This window comes from Pseudomonas sp. ef1 (assembly GCF_007293365.2).
GTDB lineage: Bacteria > Pseudomonadota > Gammaproteobacteria > Pseudomonadales > Pseudomonadaceae > Aquipseudomonas > Aquipseudomonas siliginis.
Genome location: NZ_CM129815.1, coordinates 2,669,043 through 2,685,255, shown reverse-complemented (window position 1 = coordinate 2,685,255; position 16,213 = coordinate 2,669,043). Strand labels below are relative to the sequence as shown.

General features: G+C 61.1%; 20 protein-coding genes. 11 read left to right on the top strand and 9 right to left on the bottom strand.

What is annotated here, in order from left to right; translation table 11 throughout:
- The first annotated feature begins 21 nt into the window (after positions 1–21).
- The 3 genes from FEE99_RS12240 to FEE99_RS12230 all read left to right on the top strand — a co-directional run bounded on the left by FEE99_RS12240 (position 22) and on the right by FEE99_RS12230 (position 1,706).
- On the top strand, positions 22–153 hold the full coding sequence (locus tag FEE99_RS12240; protein ID WP_256675357.1) for a hypothetical protein: 132 nt from the start codon (positions 22–24) through the stop codon (positions 151–153).
- Positions 154–223: 70 nt separating this feature from the next.
- The gene (locus tag FEE99_RS12235) at positions 224–406 is read left to right on the top strand and encodes a hypothetical protein (protein WP_039761215.1); all 183 of its coding nucleotides are present in this window, start codon (positions 224–226) and stop codon (positions 404–406) included.
- 112 nt (positions 407–518) lie between these two features.
- Positions 519–1,706 (top strand): MFS transporter, encoded by a 1,188-nt coding sequence (locus tag FEE99_RS12230; protein ID WP_041479047.1) that lies wholly within the window; start codon positions 519–521, stop codon positions 1,704–1,706.
- Here FEE99_RS12230 and arfB read toward each other — a convergent pair.
- On the bottom strand, positions 1,703–2,116 hold the full coding sequence (gene arfB / locus FEE99_RS12225) for an alternative ribosome rescue aminoacyl-tRNA hydrolase ArfB (protein WP_016771119.1): 414 nt from the start codon (positions 2,114–2,116) through the stop codon (positions 1,703–1,705). The genes FEE99_RS12230 and arfB overlap by 4 nt on opposite strands.
- Positions 2,117–2,340: 224 nt before the next feature.
- On the bottom strand, positions 2,341–3,753 hold the full coding sequence (locus FEE99_RS12220) for an amino acid permease (RefSeq protein WP_041478988.1): 1,413 nt from the start codon (positions 3,751–3,753) through the stop codon (positions 2,341–2,343).
- An 892-nt stretch (positions 3,754–4,645) separates the two neighbouring features.
- Here FEE99_RS12220 and FEE99_RS12215 point away from each other — a divergent pair.
- Entirely contained in the window at positions 4,646–4,783 is a 138-nt protein-coding gene (locus tag FEE99_RS12215) for a hypothetical protein (protein WP_003222780.1), read from the top strand.
- A 71-nt stretch (positions 4,784–4,854) separates the two neighbouring features.
- On the top strand, positions 4,855–5,820 hold the full coding sequence (locus FEE99_RS12210) for a hypothetical protein (RefSeq protein WP_024012077.1): 966 nt from the start codon (positions 4,855–4,857) through the stop codon (positions 5,818–5,820).
- 269 nt (positions 5,821–6,089) lie between these two features.
- Here the strand turns inward: FEE99_RS12210 and rluB are convergent, their stop codons facing one another.
- From rluB to FEE99_RS12180, 6 genes are all read right to left on the bottom strand, one after another.
- Entirely contained in the window at positions 6,090–7,310 is a 1,221-nt protein-coding gene (gene rluB / locus FEE99_RS12205) for a 23S rRNA pseudouridine(2605) synthase RluB (RefSeq protein WP_041478987.1), read from the bottom strand.
- A 142-nt stretch (positions 7,311–7,452) separates the two neighbouring features.
- Entirely contained in the window at positions 7,453–7,644 is a 192-nt protein-coding gene (locus FEE99_RS12200; protein WP_016771121.1) for a DUF1289 domain-containing protein, read from the bottom strand.
- Between the two features lie 143 nt (positions 7,645–7,787).
- The gene (gene scpB / locus FEE99_RS12195) at positions 7,788–8,753 is read right to left on the bottom strand and encodes an SMC-Scp complex subunit ScpB (RefSeq protein ID WP_041478986.1); all 966 of its coding nucleotides are present in this window, start codon (positions 8,751–8,753) and stop codon (positions 7,788–7,790) included.
- A gap of 11 nt (positions 8,754–8,764) precedes the next feature.
- Positions 8,765–9,463 carry a segregation and condensation protein A gene (locus FEE99_RS12190; RefSeq protein WP_172828192.1) on the bottom strand — a complete coding sequence of 233 codons (699 nt, stop codon included), beginning with the start codon at positions 9,461–9,463 and terminating at the stop codon, positions 8,765–8,767.
- A gap of 123 nt (positions 9,464–9,586) precedes the next feature.
- Positions 9,587–10,216 (bottom strand): L-threonylcarbamoyladenylate synthase, encoded by a 630-nt coding sequence (locus tag FEE99_RS12185; protein ID WP_041478985.1) that lies wholly within the window; start codon positions 10,214–10,216, stop codon positions 9,587–9,589.
- A 13-nt stretch (positions 10,217–10,229) separates the two neighbouring features.
- The gene (locus tag FEE99_RS12180; RefSeq protein WP_016771125.1) at positions 10,230–11,093 is read right to left on the bottom strand and encodes a PHP domain-containing protein; all 864 of its coding nucleotides are present in this window, start codon (positions 11,091–11,093) and stop codon (positions 10,230–10,232) included.
- A gap of 87 nt (positions 11,094–11,180) precedes the next feature.
- Between FEE99_RS12180 and FEE99_RS12175 the strand changes: the two genes are divergently transcribed.
- From FEE99_RS12175 to FEE99_RS12150, 6 genes are all read left to right on the top strand, one after another.
- Positions 11,181–11,777 (top strand): septation protein A, encoded by a 597-nt coding sequence (locus FEE99_RS12175; protein ID WP_024012071.1) that lies wholly within the window; start codon positions 11,181–11,183, stop codon positions 11,775–11,777.
- 1 nt (position 11,778) lies between these two features.
- Complete coding sequence (locus tag FEE99_RS12170; RefSeq protein ID WP_041478984.1) at positions 11,779–12,078, top strand: YciI family protein; 300 nt, start codon at positions 11,779–11,781, stop codon at positions 12,076–12,078.
- 108 nt (positions 12,079–12,186) lie between these two features.
- Positions 12,187–12,597 carry a translation initiation factor 2 gene (locus tag FEE99_RS12165; protein ID WP_016771128.1) on the top strand — a complete coding sequence of 137 codons (411 nt, stop codon included), beginning with the start codon at positions 12,187–12,189 and terminating at the stop codon, positions 12,595–12,597.
- A gap of 7 nt (positions 12,598–12,604) precedes the next feature.
- Complete coding sequence (locus tag FEE99_RS12160) at positions 12,605–13,282, top strand: response regulator transcription factor (protein ID WP_016771129.1); 678 nt, start codon at positions 12,605–12,607, stop codon at positions 13,280–13,282.
- Positions 13,283–13,541: 259 nt separating this feature from the next.
- On the top strand, positions 13,542–13,994 hold the full coding sequence (locus FEE99_RS12155) for a Spy/CpxP family protein refolding chaperone (protein ID WP_041478983.1): 453 nt from the start codon (positions 13,542–13,544) through the stop codon (positions 13,992–13,994).
- A gap of 174 nt (positions 13,995–14,168) precedes the next feature.
- Positions 14,169–15,509, top strand: coding sequence for a sensor histidine kinase (locus FEE99_RS12150; RefSeq protein ID WP_041478982.1), 1,341 nt, complete (start codon positions 14,169–14,171; stop codon positions 15,507–15,509).
- Positions 15,510–15,621: 112 nt separating this feature from the next.
- Here FEE99_RS12150 and FEE99_RS12145 read toward each other — a convergent pair whose 3' ends face one another.
- Positions 15,622–16,188 carry a nitroreductase family protein gene (locus tag FEE99_RS12145; RefSeq protein WP_041478981.1) on the bottom strand — a complete coding sequence of 189 codons (567 nt, stop codon included), beginning with the start codon at positions 16,186–16,188 and terminating at the stop codon, positions 15,622–15,624.
- Positions 16,189–16,213 lie beyond the last annotated feature (25 nt).

The window sequence follows — 16,213 nt, the reverse complement described above, 5'->3', positions numbered from 1 at the left end:
GACTTAGCGAGGAGCGCACCCATGCACGAGATTCCCAATCTCCCCTTCCCAAGCCTGCACGTACCTGAGCAGACGACCCCGCAACACACCGGCGCTGAAAAGCCCGAGCCGCAAGAAGCCGCTGACAGCCGCAAAGCCGACAGCGAAGAGTAAGACCCTCCGTACAGACCGTGTGGAAAGCGCTAACATGCGCTTTCCACACTGCCTGAAACCCGAGCCCGCCATGACCGACGAATTCTCCGAAAGCCAAGCTGCCGTGCTGATCGGCGCCACCGAGAAAATGATCGAGATCTGGAATCGCCTCTCGCCCGAGAAGCAAGCTGCCCTGCTCGAACGTTTCGGCAGCGAAGAAAACGCCCTCGCCGCCCTCGTCACCACGCAACTGGTCGCCCCGGCGAAATCCTGAAAGCGCCGCCCGGCAAATAGTTTCACTTTTCCCCGCCCCTGAACGGTTCACGCCGGTATCATGAGCAGCCTATCTAATCTGCTGCTCCCGTGGATCGTTACCCATGTCGTCTATATCCGAGCCCCAGCGTCCGCTGGCGGTTACGCTGCAAGTAGTCTCCATCGTCCTCTTCACCTTTATCGGTTACCTGAACATCGGCATCCCGCTCGCCGTGTTGCCGGGCTATGTCCACAGTGACCTTGGTTTCGGCGCCGTGATCGCCGGGCTGGTGATCAGCGTGCAATACCTCGCCACCCTGCTCAGCCGTCCATATGCCGGCAAGATCATCGACAACCAGGGCAGTAAACGCGCAGTGATGATTGGCCTCGCTGGTTGCGGCTTGAGCGGTGTGTTCATGCTGATTTCCGCGTGGACGCCGAACCTGCCGCTGCTCAGTCTGATCAGCCTCTTAATTGGCCGTCTGGTGCTGGGCAGCGCGGAAAGCCTGGTCGGTTCCGGTTCGATTGGCTGGGGCATCGGCCGGGTCGGCGCGGCGAATACGGCGAAAGTGATTTCCTGGAACGGCATCGCCAGTTACGGCGCCCTGGCGATCGGCGCGCCGTTCGGTGTGTGGCTGGTAAGCAGGTTGGGGCTGTGGAGCATGGGCGTGAGCATCATCCTCCTCGCCCTGCTCGGTCTGGCGCTGGCATGGCCGAAGACCGCCGCGCCGATCGTCGCCGGTGAACGCCTGCCGTTCATGCATGTGCTGGGCAAAGTCTTCCCCCACGGCTGCGGGCTCGCGCTGGGTTCGATCGGCTTCGGCACCATCGCCACTTTCATCACCCTGTACTACGCGACCCAGCACTGGGACAACGCGGTGCTGTGCCTGAGCCTGTTCGGCGCCAGCTTCATCGGCGCGCGGCTGCTGTTCGGCAACCTGATCAACCGCCTCGGCGGATTCCGCGTGGCGATTGCCTGCCTGTCGGTGGAAACGTTGGGTTTGTTGTTGCTGTGGATCGCGCCGGATGCGCATTGGGCACTGGCGGGCGCGGCGCTGAGCGGTTTCGGCTTCTCGCTGGTGTTCCCGGCGCTGGGCGTGGAGGCGGTGAATCTGGTGCCGGCCTCGAGCCGTGGCGCGGCGGTCGGTGCCTATTCACTGTTCATTGATTTGTCGCTGGGGATCACCGGGCCGCTGGCCGGGGCGATCGCAGCAGGATTCGGTTTTGCTTCGATCTTCCTGTTCGCCGCATTTGCAGCGTTGAGCGGCCTTGGCTTGAGTGTCTATCTGTACAAGCACACGGCGAAGTATCGCGAGGTTTAGAAGTCCACCTTGCCGCGCCCGGCCTTGATACTGCCGCGCTTGGTTTTCGACTCCAGCCGACGCTTCTTCGAGCCGAGGGTCGGCTTGGTCGGGCGGCGTTTCTTTTCCACTTTGGTGGCGCTGAGAATCAGCTCGACCAGCCGCTCCAGCGCATCGGCGCGGTTGGCTTCCTGGGTGCGGTATTGCTGCGCCTTGATGATCAGCACGCCGTCGCTGGTGATGCGGCTGTCACGCAGCGCCAGCAGGCGTTCCTTGTAGAACTCCGGCAATGACGAGTTGGGAATGTCGAAGCGCAAGTGCATGGCGCTGGAGACCTTGTTGACATTCTGCCCACCGGCGCCTTGCGCGCGGATGGCGGTCAATTCGATCTCGGCATCCGGCAGATGCACGTTGTTGGAAATCACCAGCATGGAAAAGCGTCCGTAATCAGAGCGTGCAGGATAACCCGATTCACTCAACCTCTGTGGGAGCGAGCCTGCTCGCGAAGGCGGTGTGTCAGTCGATGCAGATGTTTCTGATGGACCGCTTTCGCGAGCAGGCTCGCTCCCACAGGGTTCGGTGTGATGCCAGATTTTTCCATTGCAAAACAACAAACCCGGCACTCTGGCCGGGTTTGTCGTTTCTGCCTGCGAGGTTATTTCGCGGTCGCAGCCACCACCGGCTGCACACTGCGCTTGTTCTTGATCAGGTAGCAGACCCACATGAACACCACCCACACCGGAATCGCGTATACCGATATCTGAATCCCCGGGATCAGCAGCATCACGCCGAGGATGAACACCACGAACGCCAGGCAGACGAAGTTGCCGTACGGGTACCACAGCGCCTTGAACAGTGGCGTCTGTCTGGTCTGGTTCATGTGCTGGCGGAATTTGAAGTGCGAGTAGCTGATCATCGCCCAGTTGATCACCAGCGTCGCAACCACCAGCGACATCAGCAGTTCCAGCGCATGCTGCGGGATCAGGTAGTTGAGCAACACGGCAACCAGCGTCACTGCCGCCGAAGCCAGAATCGAACGCACCGGCACGCCGCGTTTATCGATCTTCGCCAGACCTTTCGGCGCATCACCCTGCTCGGCCATGCCCAGCAGCATACGGCTGTTGCAGTAGGTGCCGCTGTTGTACACCGACAGTGCGGCGGTCAGCACAACGAAGTTGAGGATGTGCGCGGCGGTGTTGCTGCCGAGCATCGAGAACACTTGTACGAACGGGCTGCCGCTGTAGGAATCGCCCGACGCATTGAGGGTTTCCAGCAGGCTATCCCACGGGGTCAGCGACAGCAGGATCACCAGCGCGCCAATGTAGAAAATCAGGATGCGGTAGATCACCTGGTTGATCGCTTTCGGGATCACGGTTTTTGGCTTGTCGGCTTCAGCGGCGGTGAAACCGAGCATTTCCAGACCGCCGAAGGAGAACATGATGATCGCCATGGCCATCACCAGACCGCTCACCCCATTGGGGAAGAAACCGCCGTGGGACCACAGGTTGCTCACCGAGGCTTGCGGGCCGCCATGGCCGCTGACCAACAGGTAGCTGCCCAGCGCGATCATGCCGACAATCGCCACAACCTTGATGATCGCAAACCAGAATTCGGCTTCACCGAAGACTTTGACGTTGGCCAGGTTGATCGCGTTGATCAGCACGAAGAATGCTGCCGCGGAGACCCAGGTCGGGATGTCCGGCGCCCAGTAATGGATGTACTTGCCGACCGCTGTCAGCTCGGACATGCCCACCAGAATATAAAGAATCCAGCAGTTCCAGCCCGAGAGGAAACCGGCGAAACCGCCCCAGTATTTGTGCGCGAAGTGGCTGAAGGAACCGGCCACCGGCTCTTCGACGATCATTTCGCCGAGCTGGCGCATGATCATGAAGGCGATGAAGCCGCAGATGGCGTAGCCGAGGATCATCGACGGGCCGGCGGATTTCAGCACCCCGGCAGAACCGAGGAACAATCCGGTACCGATCGCGCCACCGAGGGCGATCAGTTGAATATGGCGATTTTTCAGGCCGCGTTTAAGCTCGCCTGTTTGCGAGGGTTGTCCACTCATGAAAAAGGTCTCACGCAAGGTTTGATGATGTTCAGTAGACGTTGCTGCAAGGTTGCGATTTCAGGCAGCCCCGATCAAACCCCAGCGCAGGCACCAGGAGTTCAGCTCATTTACAACGGTCATGCGTCACCTGTTTGTTTTTATCTGTGACGAAATCGAACCCGGCACGCTTGTGGCGCGGCGGAGTGAACAAGGCGGATAGCCTCGAGATTTTTGCGATTACGCAGAGGGTCACAGTTAAAACGCGGCGCATTGTACACCGCTAACCCCCTGCTGCCAGACCCGCCTGATCAGCGTGTCGGTTGCCGGGATTGCGCGTGTCCGCCTCGACAGTGCCGAGCGGCTGCAAAATATGAGTCAGGCCTTTGCAGGCCATCGACGGGGACGAGGAAAAAACCGTCCCACGGGGAGAAGTGGAAATCAGTCGCGGCGTTCATTGCGCCTCCTTCTTGTTATTCGCCTGCACGACAGGCATGGGGCGCATCACACCCTGCCTGAACACTGGAAACAAGCGCGCCAGAGCCTTGCGCGGCAGCTGTTCCCCCGGCTTACGGAAGCTTTTCCTTACAACCGATGCGGAGGCGGGAAATCACCGCTCCGGCGGGGTCTATTCGTCACGTTTTGTTTACAGCGCGTAACGAATATTTTCCGAATCAGAATTTTCCGAAGGATGTCTGCATATTGACGGTAGCTAGCTTGCTATCAATTTCGCCTGCCTAGTTTTTTGTTTTCAAATAAGAAAATCGATCCTGAAAAACAGAACAAAAAGTCTATTTAAAAATTAAATGGATAAAATTTTGCATTACGAAAAAGCCTCAACTAGGTTTTTCACGTCTCACCGGCCACCTCGACCGGTCAGTCATAAACCGTGAAATTCTCTAGGAGATCGACCATGCAAGCACTGGAAAAAGACTTGGATACCGAACTGCAACTGGACGAATGGTTTGAAGCGCCAACCCATGAGGCCGCTGTGGAAATGATGCAAGCCGATGCGGTGGTTCCGTTCGGCACGGCGATGTGGCCTCTGTAAGACATCCCGGGCAGGCACGGTCCGGCCGGTCGTGCCTGCCGCTTCATTCCCCGGTCAGTCAGGGAGGATTCATGGACAAGCCCCGCGCCATCTCGCATTTCCTTTACTACCTCGAACATCACCCTGCCCTCGCCGGCCTCGACTCGGCGAAGGTCATGCTTGGCCACACCGCAGATTACGAAGCCCTGACCGGCGCCATTGCCGAACAGGCCGGCGAACATCCGCGCTTTCAGTTCAGCGCCCGGCGTCTGGACCTGGAAAGTACCGCAGCGCTGTCCGAGGCAATTGCCGACAGCGATCTGTACATTTTCTTCTACGACTCTTCCACCCTGCCCAACCCGCGCCCAGACGGCCCGGAGTTCGTCCGCGCACTGCAAGCGGTGATGGCGGAAAACTGGAAGAAGTCGCTGCTGTTCAAGGATTACGGCGACTATTTCTACGACACCTTCAGCATCACCCCGCAACGTATCGCCGGGCTCAACAGTCACCTGATCCAGCGCATGTCCCAAGCGACCACGCTGAGTTTCAAGGATGACCACGGCTCATGGTTCGAAACGCCGATGAGCAGCATCAAGAAGTGGACCGACATCAACGGCGTCGGCAACTTCGACCTCGCCCCCGGCGAAATCGCCACCCATAGCGAAGCCATCAATGGCCATGTGAAGTTCAAGGGCACCTTCCTCAGCACCATCCCCTTCGCGCGCAAGTACGGCGTGCTGGAATCACCGCTGGAGCTGTGGATCGAGAACTCGACCATCAGCCGCATCGCCACCGACGTGCCGGGGCTGGAACATGATTTCAACAAGTACCTGGATGCCAACCCGTCGAACCGGCGGATTGAGGAGTTGGGGATTGGCACAAACGAAGGCGTGAAGGATCTGTATGCGCGCAATGCCGGGTTTGAGGAGCGGCATTGTGGGCTGCATCTCGGATTGGGCGGTGGTGCCAAGGGCAGCCATCACCTGGATCTGATCTTTTCTGGCGGGGTATTGGCGCTGGATGACAAGCCGGTGTTTGACGGGCGCTTTGTGTTTTAGGCGACTGACGCCTTCGCGAGCAGGCTCGCTCCCACAGGGGATTTATGTAAGCCGCAGATGATCGTTCCCACGCTCCGCGTGGGAATGCAGCCCGGACGCTCCGCGTCCCTTCCAAAGCCGAACGCGGAGCGTCCGTTGAGGCATCCCAACGCAGAGCGTGGGAACGATCGGTGTCAGCACAGACTTTCGTCCAGACAAAAAAAACGCCAACCCTGAGGTTGGCGTTTTTGCTTCAACTTGCAGCTTGCAGCTAGAAACTCACAGCTGCCTCACTCAGGCTTCTTGCGTCCAAAACCCGGGCGCTGACCGGAACCAGCCGGTGCGCCGCGACGCTTGCCCGAGGGCTTGTCGCCGTCGACCAGTTTGATCCCCGGACGCTTCGGCGCCGGTTTGGCCGGGCGCTTGTTGGTGGTGTCGGCTGGACGATCCGCTACCGGCGTACCGCGACCGGCAGGAGCGCCGCGTTCGCCACGCTCAGTACGGCCATTGGCCGGACGCGGTGCGCGCTCGCCGTCACGGGCAACCGGCTTGCGACCTGGACGCTCGCCTTCGATCTGCGGCTCACGGCTCGGGCGCGGCGCGGTCGGTGCGCCGGCGGCTGGACGCAGGGTGCGTACACGCTCGGTCTTGGCCATCGGCCGCGACGATTTGCGCTGCATGCGTTCGAGTTTGTCCTTGCTCTTGGCGTTCAGCTGCGGCATTGCCACCGGCGTCAGGCCGACTTCGGCGCTGAGCACGTCGACTTCGTACTGGCTCATTTCGCGCCAGCGACCCATCGGCAGGTCGGAGTTGAGGAACACCGGACCGAAACGCACGCGCTTCAGACGGCTGACCACCAGACCTTGGGATTCCCACAGACGACGCACTTCACGGTTGCGCCCTTCCATGACCACGCAGTGGTACCAGTGGTTGAAACCCTCACCGCCCGGCGCCTGTTGAATGTCGGTGAAACGCGCCGGACCGTCTTCCAGCACCACGCCGGCCTTCAGGCGTTCGATCATCTCGTCGTCGACTTCACCGCGTACACGCACGGCGTACTCGCGGTCCATCTCGTAGGACGGGTGCATCAGACGGTTGGCCAGCTCACCGTCAGTGGTGAACATCAGCAGACCGGTGGTGTTGATGTCGAGACGGCCGATGTTGATCCAGCGGCCTTCTTTCGGACGCGGCAGCTTGTCGAACACGGTCGGACGGCCTTCCGGGTCGTCACGGGTGCAGATCTCGCCGTCAGGCTTGTTGTACATGATCACGCGGCGCACCGATTCGGCGGCCTCTTCGCGTTTGATCACCTTGCCATCGATGGTAATGGCGTCGTGCATGTCGACGCGCAGGCCGAGGGTGGCGTCTTTGCCATTGACCTTGATCCGGCCCTGGCTGATCCAGGATTCCACGTCACGGCGCGAGCCGACGCCGATACGGGCGAGGACTTTCTGCAGCTTTTCGCCTGCTGGGCCGATTTCCTGGTCGTCTTTCTGATTGATGTCACTCATCTGGGCACCTCCCGGTGTGGTCTGTTCAGGCGGCGCCTGAAGTATTGAAAACTGGGTCCAGGCCGAAGGGATCGGCGAAGGGTCGCGAATCATACGCGGATGTGCGTCGTCGCGCATCAGAGACTAGCTGATCGATTGCCGGTTATTTCTTTTTCCGCCGACCGGCACCACCCAGTTTGATCAGGCGCAGCGCGGCTTCGGCCAGCACGGTGCGCTTGTCGTCCTTGTCGAGCTTCTTCCAGGCCTTGATCTCGCGCTTGCTGCGGCCACAGCCCAGGCAGATGTCGTCGGAAAATTTGCAGAGGCTGATACAGGGGTCTTTGGTTGAGCTCATCGCAATCTCCAGAACGACATTTCACCCTGTGGGAGCGAGCCTGCTCGCGAAGGCCCGTTGTCATTCAGCATTAATGTATCTGACACACCGCCTTCGCGAGCAGGCTCGCTCCCACAGCGTCTTCACTGGTTTCTCGATAGGCGTCAGTCTTCGAACTCGCGCCGTTCGGCTTCGATCGCCTCGGCCAGTGCGCGGGCTTCGGCTTCTTCTTCGCTGAGTTCCGGCTCCGGCTGTTCGAGGGCGGCAACGGCGGCCAGGAGTTTCTCGCGGGCCTCGGCGACACCGAGAATGTCTTCTTCCGGTTCGGCGTCAGGCGCCGCTTCAAGTTCAACTTCAGCTTCAACAACCGGCTCGATGATCTCAGGCTCAGCCACCGGCGCTTCGCCATCCACCGCATCGCGCAGCAAATCGTCGAAATCGGTTTTGATGCCCTCTTCCATGCTGTCCAGCTCCAGCAGCAGGGAATGGAAACTGGTTTCTTCCTTCTCCTCCTCCGGTTCGGCGCTGGCGTCGGCCAGTTCCTGCAGGCTCTGCGGCACCGGCGCGTCGTCGAAGTCGAGCACCGGTTCGGCTTCCATCTCGCGCAGTTCAGCCAGCGGCGGCAGGTCTTCAAGGTTTTTCAGGTTGAAGTGGTCGAGAAACGCTTTGGTCGTGGCGAACATCGCCGGTTTGCCCGGCACGTCGCGATAGCCGACGACGCGAATCCACTCACGCTCAAGCAAGGTTTTGACGATGTTGCTGTTGACCGCCACGCCACGCACGTCTTCGATTTCGCCACGGGTGATCGGCTGGCGATAGGCGATCAGCGCGATGGTCTCCAGCAACGCACGGGAATAGCGCTGCGGGCGCTCTTCCCAGAGACGGCCGACCCACGGTGAAAACTTCTCGCGGATCTGCAAGCGATAGCCCGACGAGACTTCCTTGAGCTCAAAGGCGCGACCCTCGCAGGACTTGCCGAGCAGGGTCAGGGCTTTCTTGAAGACCGCCGGCTCCGGCCGCTCGCCTTCTTCAAACAGTTCATACAGGCGCTCGAGGGATTGCGGCTTTCCCGAGGCCAACAGAAAGGCTTCAAGCAGGGACGCCAGCTCGCGGGGTTCAGTCAGGTTCATACAGGGACTCGTTATTCGGCTCGGGCTCGCACGTGGATCGCGGCGAACGGCTCATTCTGCACCAGCTCGACCAAGGATTCCTTGACCAGTTCAAGGATCGCCATGAAGGTCACCACCACACCCAGGCGGCCTTCTTCGGCGGTGAACAGCTCGACAAACGGCACGAAGCCGCCGCCCTTGAGCCGTTCCAGCACATCGCTCATGCGTTCGCGGGTGGACAGCGCTTCACGGCTGACCTGGTGGCTTTCGAACATGTCGCCACGGCGCAGCACTTCGGCCATGCACATCAGAATCTCTTCCAGCGCGACGTCGGGCAACAGCTTGCGCGCCCGCGCTTCCGGGGCGTCGAGCTTGGGCACGATCACATCGCGGCCGACCCGGCTCAACCCATCGATACCTTCGGCAGCGGCCTTGAAGCGCTCGTATTCCTGCAAGCGGCGGATCAGTTCAGCGCGCGGGTCGTCTTCTTCATCTTCGACGGTTTCGGCGCGCGGCAGAAGCATGCGCGATTTGATCTCGGCGAGCATCGCCGCCATCACCAGGTATTCGGCGGCCAGCTCCAGACGCACCGATTGCATCAACTCGACGTAGCCCATGTACTGGCGGGTGATTTCCGCCACCGGGATGTCGAGGATGTTGATGTTCTGTTTGCGGATCAGATACAGCAGCAGGTCGAGCGGGCCTTCGAAGGCTTCAAGAAAGACTTCCAGCGCATCCGGCGGGATGTACAGGTCCAGCGGCATTTCCATGACCGCCTGACCATAGACCATCGCGAACGGCAGTTCCTGCTGGGCGCCGGCCTGAGGATCGACCACGGTTTCCACTGCGGACATTCAGGCCTCGACCATGAACGGCGTCGGATCGCCGCAACCGACGCGGACCACTTCCGGGTCGTCGCCGGTCAGGTCAATCACCGTCGAGGCCTTGATGCCGCCAAAGCCGCCGTCGATGATCAGATCGACCTGGTGCTCGAGCAACTGGCGCATTTCGTAGGGATCGGTAAGTGGGTCTTCATCGCCGGGCATGATCAGCGTCACGCTCATCAGCGGCTCGCCGAGTTCGGCCAGCAGCGCCAGCGCGATCGGATGGCTTGGCACGCGCAGGCCGATGGTGCGTTTTTTCGGATGCAGCAACAGGCGCGGCACTTCGCGGGTGGCGTTGAGAATAAAGGTGTAAGGCCCCGGCAGGTGCGCCTTGAGAATGCGGAAGGTGCCGGTGTCGATCTTGGCGTAATTGCCCAGTTGCGACAGGTCGCTGCAGATCAGCGCGAAGTTGTGCTTTTCATCGAGCTGACGCAGACGTCGCACACGCTCGATGGCGGTCTTGTCGCCGATCTGGCAACCGATGGCGTAGGACGAGTCCGTGGGATAAATCACCACCCCGCCCTTGCGGATGATCTCGACCGCCTGTTTGATCAGGCGCGCTTGCGGGTTTTCCGGATGTATCTGGAAAAATTGACTCACATTCTCTACCTGTTCAGACGGCGGCAATATCTGTGTCATGTTTGAACCGACACCACAGGGGTGGAAGGTCCTCGGGAACCGGCCGGTACTGGCCGATCTCGGACCAGCCGCCAGGGCCATGGAAGTCACTGCCGGCGCTGACCAGCAGACCGAACTCACGGGCAAGGATCGCCAGGCTGCCCACCTGTTCTGCGGGCTGATGGCCATTGACCACCTCGATAGCATGCCCGCCTGCTTGAATATAGTCGGCAATCAGCTTTCGGCGCTTGCTACGGGTGAAATCGTAGTGCCAGGGATGCGCCAGGCTGACCCAGGCACCGGCGGCGCGCAGGGTGGCGACGGTGTCTTCCAGGGTCGGCCAGTGCAGCTTGACGTCGCCGAGCTTGCCGGCGCCGAGCCATTTGCGAAACGCCTCGGCGCGATCCTTTACATAACCTTCACGCACCATCCAGTCGGCGAAATGCGGCCGGGCCGGCGCGTTGCCGCTGTCGCCCAGCTCCTGCTGGATCTGCCGGGCGCCGTCGAGGGCACCGGGCATGCCCTTCAGAGCGAGCTTGCGGCTTATTTCTTCCGACCGCAGCCAGCGGCCATCGTGCAATTTCGCGATTGCTTCAACCAACGGCGCAGCGTTGACGTCGAAACCGTAGCCCAGCACATGAATGGTCGCCCCGCCCCAAGTGCAGGACAATTCGACGCCGTTGACCAGTTGCATGCCCAACTCGGTCGCCGCCGTACGCGCTTCGGCAAGGCCTTCGAGGGTGTCGTGGTCGGTCAACGCCAGGACTCGCACGCCGTTTTCGAACGCTCGCGCAACCAGAACCGCAGGCGCCAGGGCGCCATCGGAGGCCGTGCTGTGGCAGTGCAAATCAACATTCACGGGGAGTTGTAACCTCAAATCAGCTGGCGCTATCGCGCGCCCATATGTTTGTTATTATGCCGCCACATCCAGCTTCTGGCTCTCACTGTGAAACAATTCATCGATTTCATCCCGCTTCTGCTGTTCTTCATCGTTTACAAACTTGATCCACGGGTCGTCGACATTGCCGGCCAGCAAGTGACCGTAGGCGGTATCTACAGCGCCACGGCGATGCTGATCATCAGTTCCCTGGTGGTGTACGGCGCGCTGTTCATCAAGCAGCGCAAGCTGGAAAAGAGCCAGTGGCTGACGCTGATCGCCTGTCTGGTATTCGGCAGCCTGACGCTGGCCTTCCACAGCGAAACCTTCCTGAAATGGAAAGCGCCGGTGGTCAACTGGCTGTTCGCTGCGGCGTTCATCGGTAGCCACTTCATCGGCGATCGCTTGCTGATCAAACGCATCATGGGTCACGCGCTGACCCTGCCGGACCCGGTCTGGACCCGCCTGAACATCGCCTGGATCGCGTTCTTCCTGTTCTGCGGCGCCGCCAACCTGTTCGTTGCTTTCACGTTCCAGAGCATCTGGGTCGACTTCAAGGTGTTCGGCAGCCTGGGCATGACCGTGCTGTTCCTGGTCGCACAGGGCGTTTACCTGTCGCGCCATCTGCATGACACCGATACCACAACGCCAAAAACCGAGGACTGACATGCTCTACGCCATCATTGCCACCGACGTTGCCAACTCGCTCGAAGCTCGCCTGTCCGCGCGCCCGGCGCATCTGGAACGCCTGCAAGCGCTCAAGGGCGAAGGCCGCATCGTGCTGGCGGGCCCGCACCCGGCGGTCGACAGCAATGATCCGGGCGCAGCGGGTTTCACCGGCAGCCTGATCGTCGCCGAGTTCGAGTCCCTCAGCGCCGCACAGGCCTGGGCCGATGCCGATCCGTACATTGCCGCCGGCGTCTACGCCAATGTAATCGTCAAACCGTTCAAGCAAGTCCTGCCTTAAGTCCTGCCACGCGATGAACCTTCTCGGTTCATCGCGCTCTCAATCGCTCATTATTCTCGTTTGCCTGCCGACAACCTGCCCAATATCCATTTGGAAACAGGTGTCGCGATGCGCAAGGGTCCGTTGTGTCTGATGTTGCTCACGTTGTCGATCATGGCCCCCGCCCATGGTGAGGAAACCACCGAAAGCGGCAGCTCCACGCCATTGTCATTGAGCGCCGGCAGCCAGATCACCGAGCTGCAACAGCGGCTCAAGGCCAGTGAGCAGCAGCGCGAAGAACTGAACAAACAACTGCAAAATGCCGACAACACCCGCGAAAGCGCCCAGCTCGCCCGGCTGCGCCAGGAGAACCAGCGTCTGAAGCTGCAACTCAAGGAAGCCCAGGCCAGCCCGCTGCCGCGTTTGCTGACCGATCAACAGCAGTGGTTCGTCACTGGCGCCGGAGTAGCGCTATTGGCGCTGCTCTGCGGTATCTTTGCCAGCGGTGCAAGCCGAAAACGTCGGCAATGGCTAAATTGAGTGAGTCATGAGCGAGCTGTTATTGATTGATGATGACCAGGAGTTGTGCGAACTCCTGAGTAGCTGGTTGAGCCAGGAAGGCTTCCAGGTGCGCGCCTGCCACGACGGCCAGAGCGCCCGCAAGGCGTTGGCCGAAACCGCCCCGGCGGCGGTGGTGCTGGACGTGATGCTGCCCGACGGCAGCGGTCTGGAACTGCTCAAACAACTGCGCAACGACCACGCGGACTTGCCGGTGCTGATGCTGTCAGCGCGGGGCGAACCGCTGGACCGCATCCTCGGCCTCGAACTGGGCGCCGACGATTATCTGGCCAAACCCTGCGACCCCCGCGAACTGACCGCGCGCCTGCGTGCCGTGTTGCGGCGCAGTCATCCGGCCGCCGTATCGACGCAACTTGAGCTGGGCGACCTGAGTTTCAGCCCGGTGCGCGGCGTGGTCAGCATCGACGAAAAAGAACTGACCCTGACCGTCTCCGAAAGCCGCCTGCTCGAAGCCCTGCTCAAACAGCCGGGCGAGCCGCTGGACAAACAGGAACTGGCGCAACTGGCCCTCGGCCGCAAGCTGACCCTGTACGACCGCAGCCTCGACATGCACGTCAGCAACCTGCGCAAAAAAATCGGCCCCCACCCCGACGGCCGCCCGCGCATCGTCGCGCTGCGTAGCCGTGGTTACTACTACAGCCTATAAAACCATCTTGTTCCGTGTACGAGCTGCCCAAGGCGGCGATCTTCAGGCTGCAGGACGCAGAGCGTCCTCGGCTGCATTCCCACGCAGAGCGTGGGAACGATCAGATCGCAGCCTTCAGCACCTCCTGCACTGGATATGTGTAAGGCCGGGCACGAAACGTCTTTACCGAAGCTTTACGCTGCGCTGACCGCCGCTGACCTTGATCTGCGTAATCTGCACTCATCCGGAACGTACCGGGAACGAGACAAGGAGATACACCATGCGCAAGACTCTTATCGCTCTGATGTTCGCTGCCGCTCTGCCAACCGTGGCCATGGCCATGCCGCAGGATGGCGGTCCGCTGGGTGGTCCGCTGGATGGCCCGCGCCACGGCGGTCAGATGCACGGCGGCATGCACGGCAAAGGTCCGTACAGCCAGCTCGACCTGACCGGCGAACAGCGCGAGCAGATTCGCAAGATCATGGGCGAGCAGATGCACGAGCGTAAGCAGGTGGTCGACAAGTACCTGGAAAAACTCTCGCCGGCCGACCAGAAAGCCATGAAGGACGAGATCGCGGCCAACCACAAGAAAGCCGAGTCCGATGTCCGCGCACTGCTCAAACCCGAGCAACAGAAGCAGTTCGACGAAATCCAGAAGAAACGCGCCGAACGCCGCGCCGAGTGGGCCGAGTTCAAGGCCTGGAAAGCGCAGCAGGCACAAAAGGCGCAATAATGGCTTGACCCCGGGCCCGACGACTTACCTCGTCGGGCCTGTTCCATTCAAATCGAATGTGGGAGCGAGCCTGCTCGCGAAGGCGGTGTATCAGCCAGCGATGGATTGACTGACACTGCCTTCGCGAGCAGGCTCGCTCCCACATTTGAACGTTGTAATTTTCGAGGAGTTTCTGTGCGTTCACTGTTCTGGCGGATTCTTGCGAGCTTCTGGCTGGCCATCGCTCTGGTAGCCGGGCTGTCGATCCTGCTCGGGCACATGCTCAATCAGGACGCATGGATTCTCAGCCGCCATCCCGGCCTCAACACGCTGGCGGCGGAATGGACGCAGACTTACGAAACCCAAGGCGAAGAAGCCGCGCAGGATATCCTCGAACAACGCAAACGCCAGTATCACATCGACGTTCAAGTGCTCAACGAAACCGGCGATCCGGTGGTGCGTGGCACCTTCCCGCGTCGCGCCGCCGCGTTCGAAGCGCGGCAGAACAACGACGATCGCCGTCTGCCGTGGCGGCGCCTGACCGACGAAATCACCAGCGAAAAAACCGGTGACACCTACCTGTTCATCTACCGCATCCCGCACCCGGAACTCGACGCCTGGCACCGCGAAAGCCTGCTCTGGCCGCTGAGTGCGCTGGGTATTGCGCTGGTGGTGCTGACCCTGTTCAGTTTGCTCGTGACTTTCTCCATCACCCGCCCGCTCAGTCGCTTGCGCGGCGCGGTGCATGATCTGGGGCAGACCACATATCAGCAGAACAGCTTGGCGAAGCTGGCCAACCGCCGTGACGAATTCGGCGTGCTGGCCACCGATTTCAACCGGATGGGCGCGCGCCTGCAAAGCCTCATCGGCAGTCAGCGCCAGTTGCTGCGCGATGTCTCCCACGAACTGCGCTCACCACTGGCGCGCCTGCGCATCGCGTTGGCTTTGGCCGAGCGTGCCAACCCGCAAGAGCGCGAGAAACTGTGGCCACGCCTGACCCGCGAATGCGACCGGCTGGAGGCCTTGATCAGTGAAATTCTGGTGCTGGCGCGAGTCGATGCCGACAACGCCAGCGCTGAAGAAGTGGACCTGAATGCGTTGCTCGCCACGCTGCAAAAGGATGCGCAGCTCAGCTCCCCCGAGCAGACCGTGCGCCTGCAAGCTGAGCCACAACTGAATCTCAAAGGCTGGCCGACGATGATCGAGCGCGCCGTGGATAATCTGCTGCGCAACGCCCAGCGCTTCAACCCGAGCGATCAGCCGATCGAATTGCAGGCTGCGCGGCAGGGAGAGCGGATTGTCATCAGCGTGCGCGACCACGGGCCGGGGGTGCAGACCGAACATCTGAATCAGTTGGGCGAGCCGTTCTACCGGGCACCGGGGCAGACCGCTGCCGGGCATGGCCTGGGACTGGCGATTGCCAAGCGCGCGGCGGAACGGCATGGCGGCACGCTGACGCTGGCCAATCATCCGCAGGGCGGCTTTGTGGCGAGTCTGGAATTGCCGTTGGTGCCGGGAGTCGTGGTCCAGCCCTGAAGCAAAAAATGTGGGAGCGAGCCTGCTCGCGAAAGCGGTGTGTCAGTCAACCAATATGACCACTGACACTCCGTCTTCGCGAGCAGGCTCGCTCCCACAGTTTGAAATCGGGTCAGGCTTTACCGGGCCAGGCGCTGACGAACTCAGCCAGATCAACCTTCTCCGCCACCCGCGGCTCTTTCTGCGGCGTGCCGAGATAGAGAAACGCGATCACTTCCTCGCCTTCCGCCAGTCCCAAACCTTCGGCCACATGCTTCGAGTACGCCAGATCCCCGGTGCGCCACACCGCGCCAATCCCCTGCGCATACGCCGCGAGCAAAATCCCGTGGGCCGCACAGCCGGCCGTGAGCAGTTGCTCGGCCTTCGGGTATTTCACGTGTTCCTGCAGCTTCGCGATCACCACAACCACCAGCGGCGCGCGCAGTGGGCCGTTGCGCGCCTTGTCGATCATCGCGTCGGTGACTTCACCGCCCTGCTGGCGGGCCGCCTCGGCCAGCAACTCGCCCATTTGCTCACGCGCTGCGCCTTCGACGGTCAAAAAGCGGTACGGCTGCAAGTGCCCGTGATCCGGGGCACGCAAGGCCGCGCCGAACAGGGCTTCGCGCTGCTCGGCAGTAGGGGCCGGTTCGACCAGGCGGGGAACGGAAACACGGTTGAGCAACGCGTCGAGAGCCTGCATCGGCCACCTCCTTTGAAAAATGTGC

Excerpts from the sequence above, each read along its gene's own strand:
- FEE99_RS12240 (WP_256675357.1), top strand. The coding sequence starts at position 22 with ATGCACGAGATTCCCAATCTCCCCTTCCCAAGCCTGCACGTACCTGAG.
- FEE99_RS12235 (WP_039761215.1), top strand. The coding sequence starts at position 224 with ATGACCGACGAATTCTCCGAAAGCCAAGCTGCCGTGCTGATCGGCGCC.
- arfB (WP_016771119.1), bottom strand. The coding sequence starts at position 2,116 with ATGCTGGTGATTTCCAACAACGTGCATCTGCCGGATGCCGAGATCGAA.
- FEE99_RS12220 (WP_041478988.1), bottom strand. The coding sequence starts at position 3,753 with ATGAGTGGACAACCCTCGCAAACAGGCGAGCTTAAACGCGGCCTGAAA.
- FEE99_RS12215 (WP_003222780.1), top strand. The coding sequence starts at position 4,646 with ATGCAAGCACTGGAAAAAGACTTGGATACCGAACTGCAACTGGACGAA.
- FEE99_RS12210 (WP_024012077.1), top strand. The coding sequence starts at position 4,855 with ATGGACAAGCCCCGCGCCATCTCGCATTTCCTTTACTACCTCGAACAT.
- rluB (WP_041478987.1), bottom strand. The coding sequence starts at position 7,310 with ATGAGTGACATCAATCAGAAAGACGACCAGGAAATCGGCCCAGCAGGC.
- FEE99_RS12200 (WP_016771121.1), bottom strand. The coding sequence starts at position 7,644 with ATGAGCTCAACCAAAGACCCCTGTATCAGCCTCTGCAAATTTTCCGAC.
- scpB (WP_041478986.1), bottom strand. The coding sequence starts at position 8,753 with ATGAACCTGACTGAACCCCGCGAGCTGGCGTCCCTGCTTGAAGCCTTT.
- FEE99_RS12170 (WP_041478984.1), top strand. The coding sequence starts at position 11,779 with ATGCTCTACGCCATCATTGCCACCGACGTTGCCAACTCGCTCGAAGCT.
- FEE99_RS12165 (WP_016771128.1), top strand. The coding sequence starts at position 12,187 with ATGCGCAAGGGTCCGTTGTGTCTGATGTTGCTCACGTTGTCGATCATG.
- FEE99_RS12160 (WP_016771129.1), top strand. The coding sequence starts at position 12,605 with ATGAGCGAGCTGTTATTGATTGATGATGACCAGGAGTTGTGCGAACTC.
- FEE99_RS12155 (WP_041478983.1), top strand. The coding sequence starts at position 13,542 with ATGCGCAAGACTCTTATCGCTCTGATGTTCGCTGCCGCTCTGCCAACC.
- FEE99_RS12145 (WP_041478981.1), bottom strand. The coding sequence starts at position 16,188 with ATGCAGGCTCTCGACGCGTTGCTCAACCGTGTTTCCGTTCCCCGCCTG.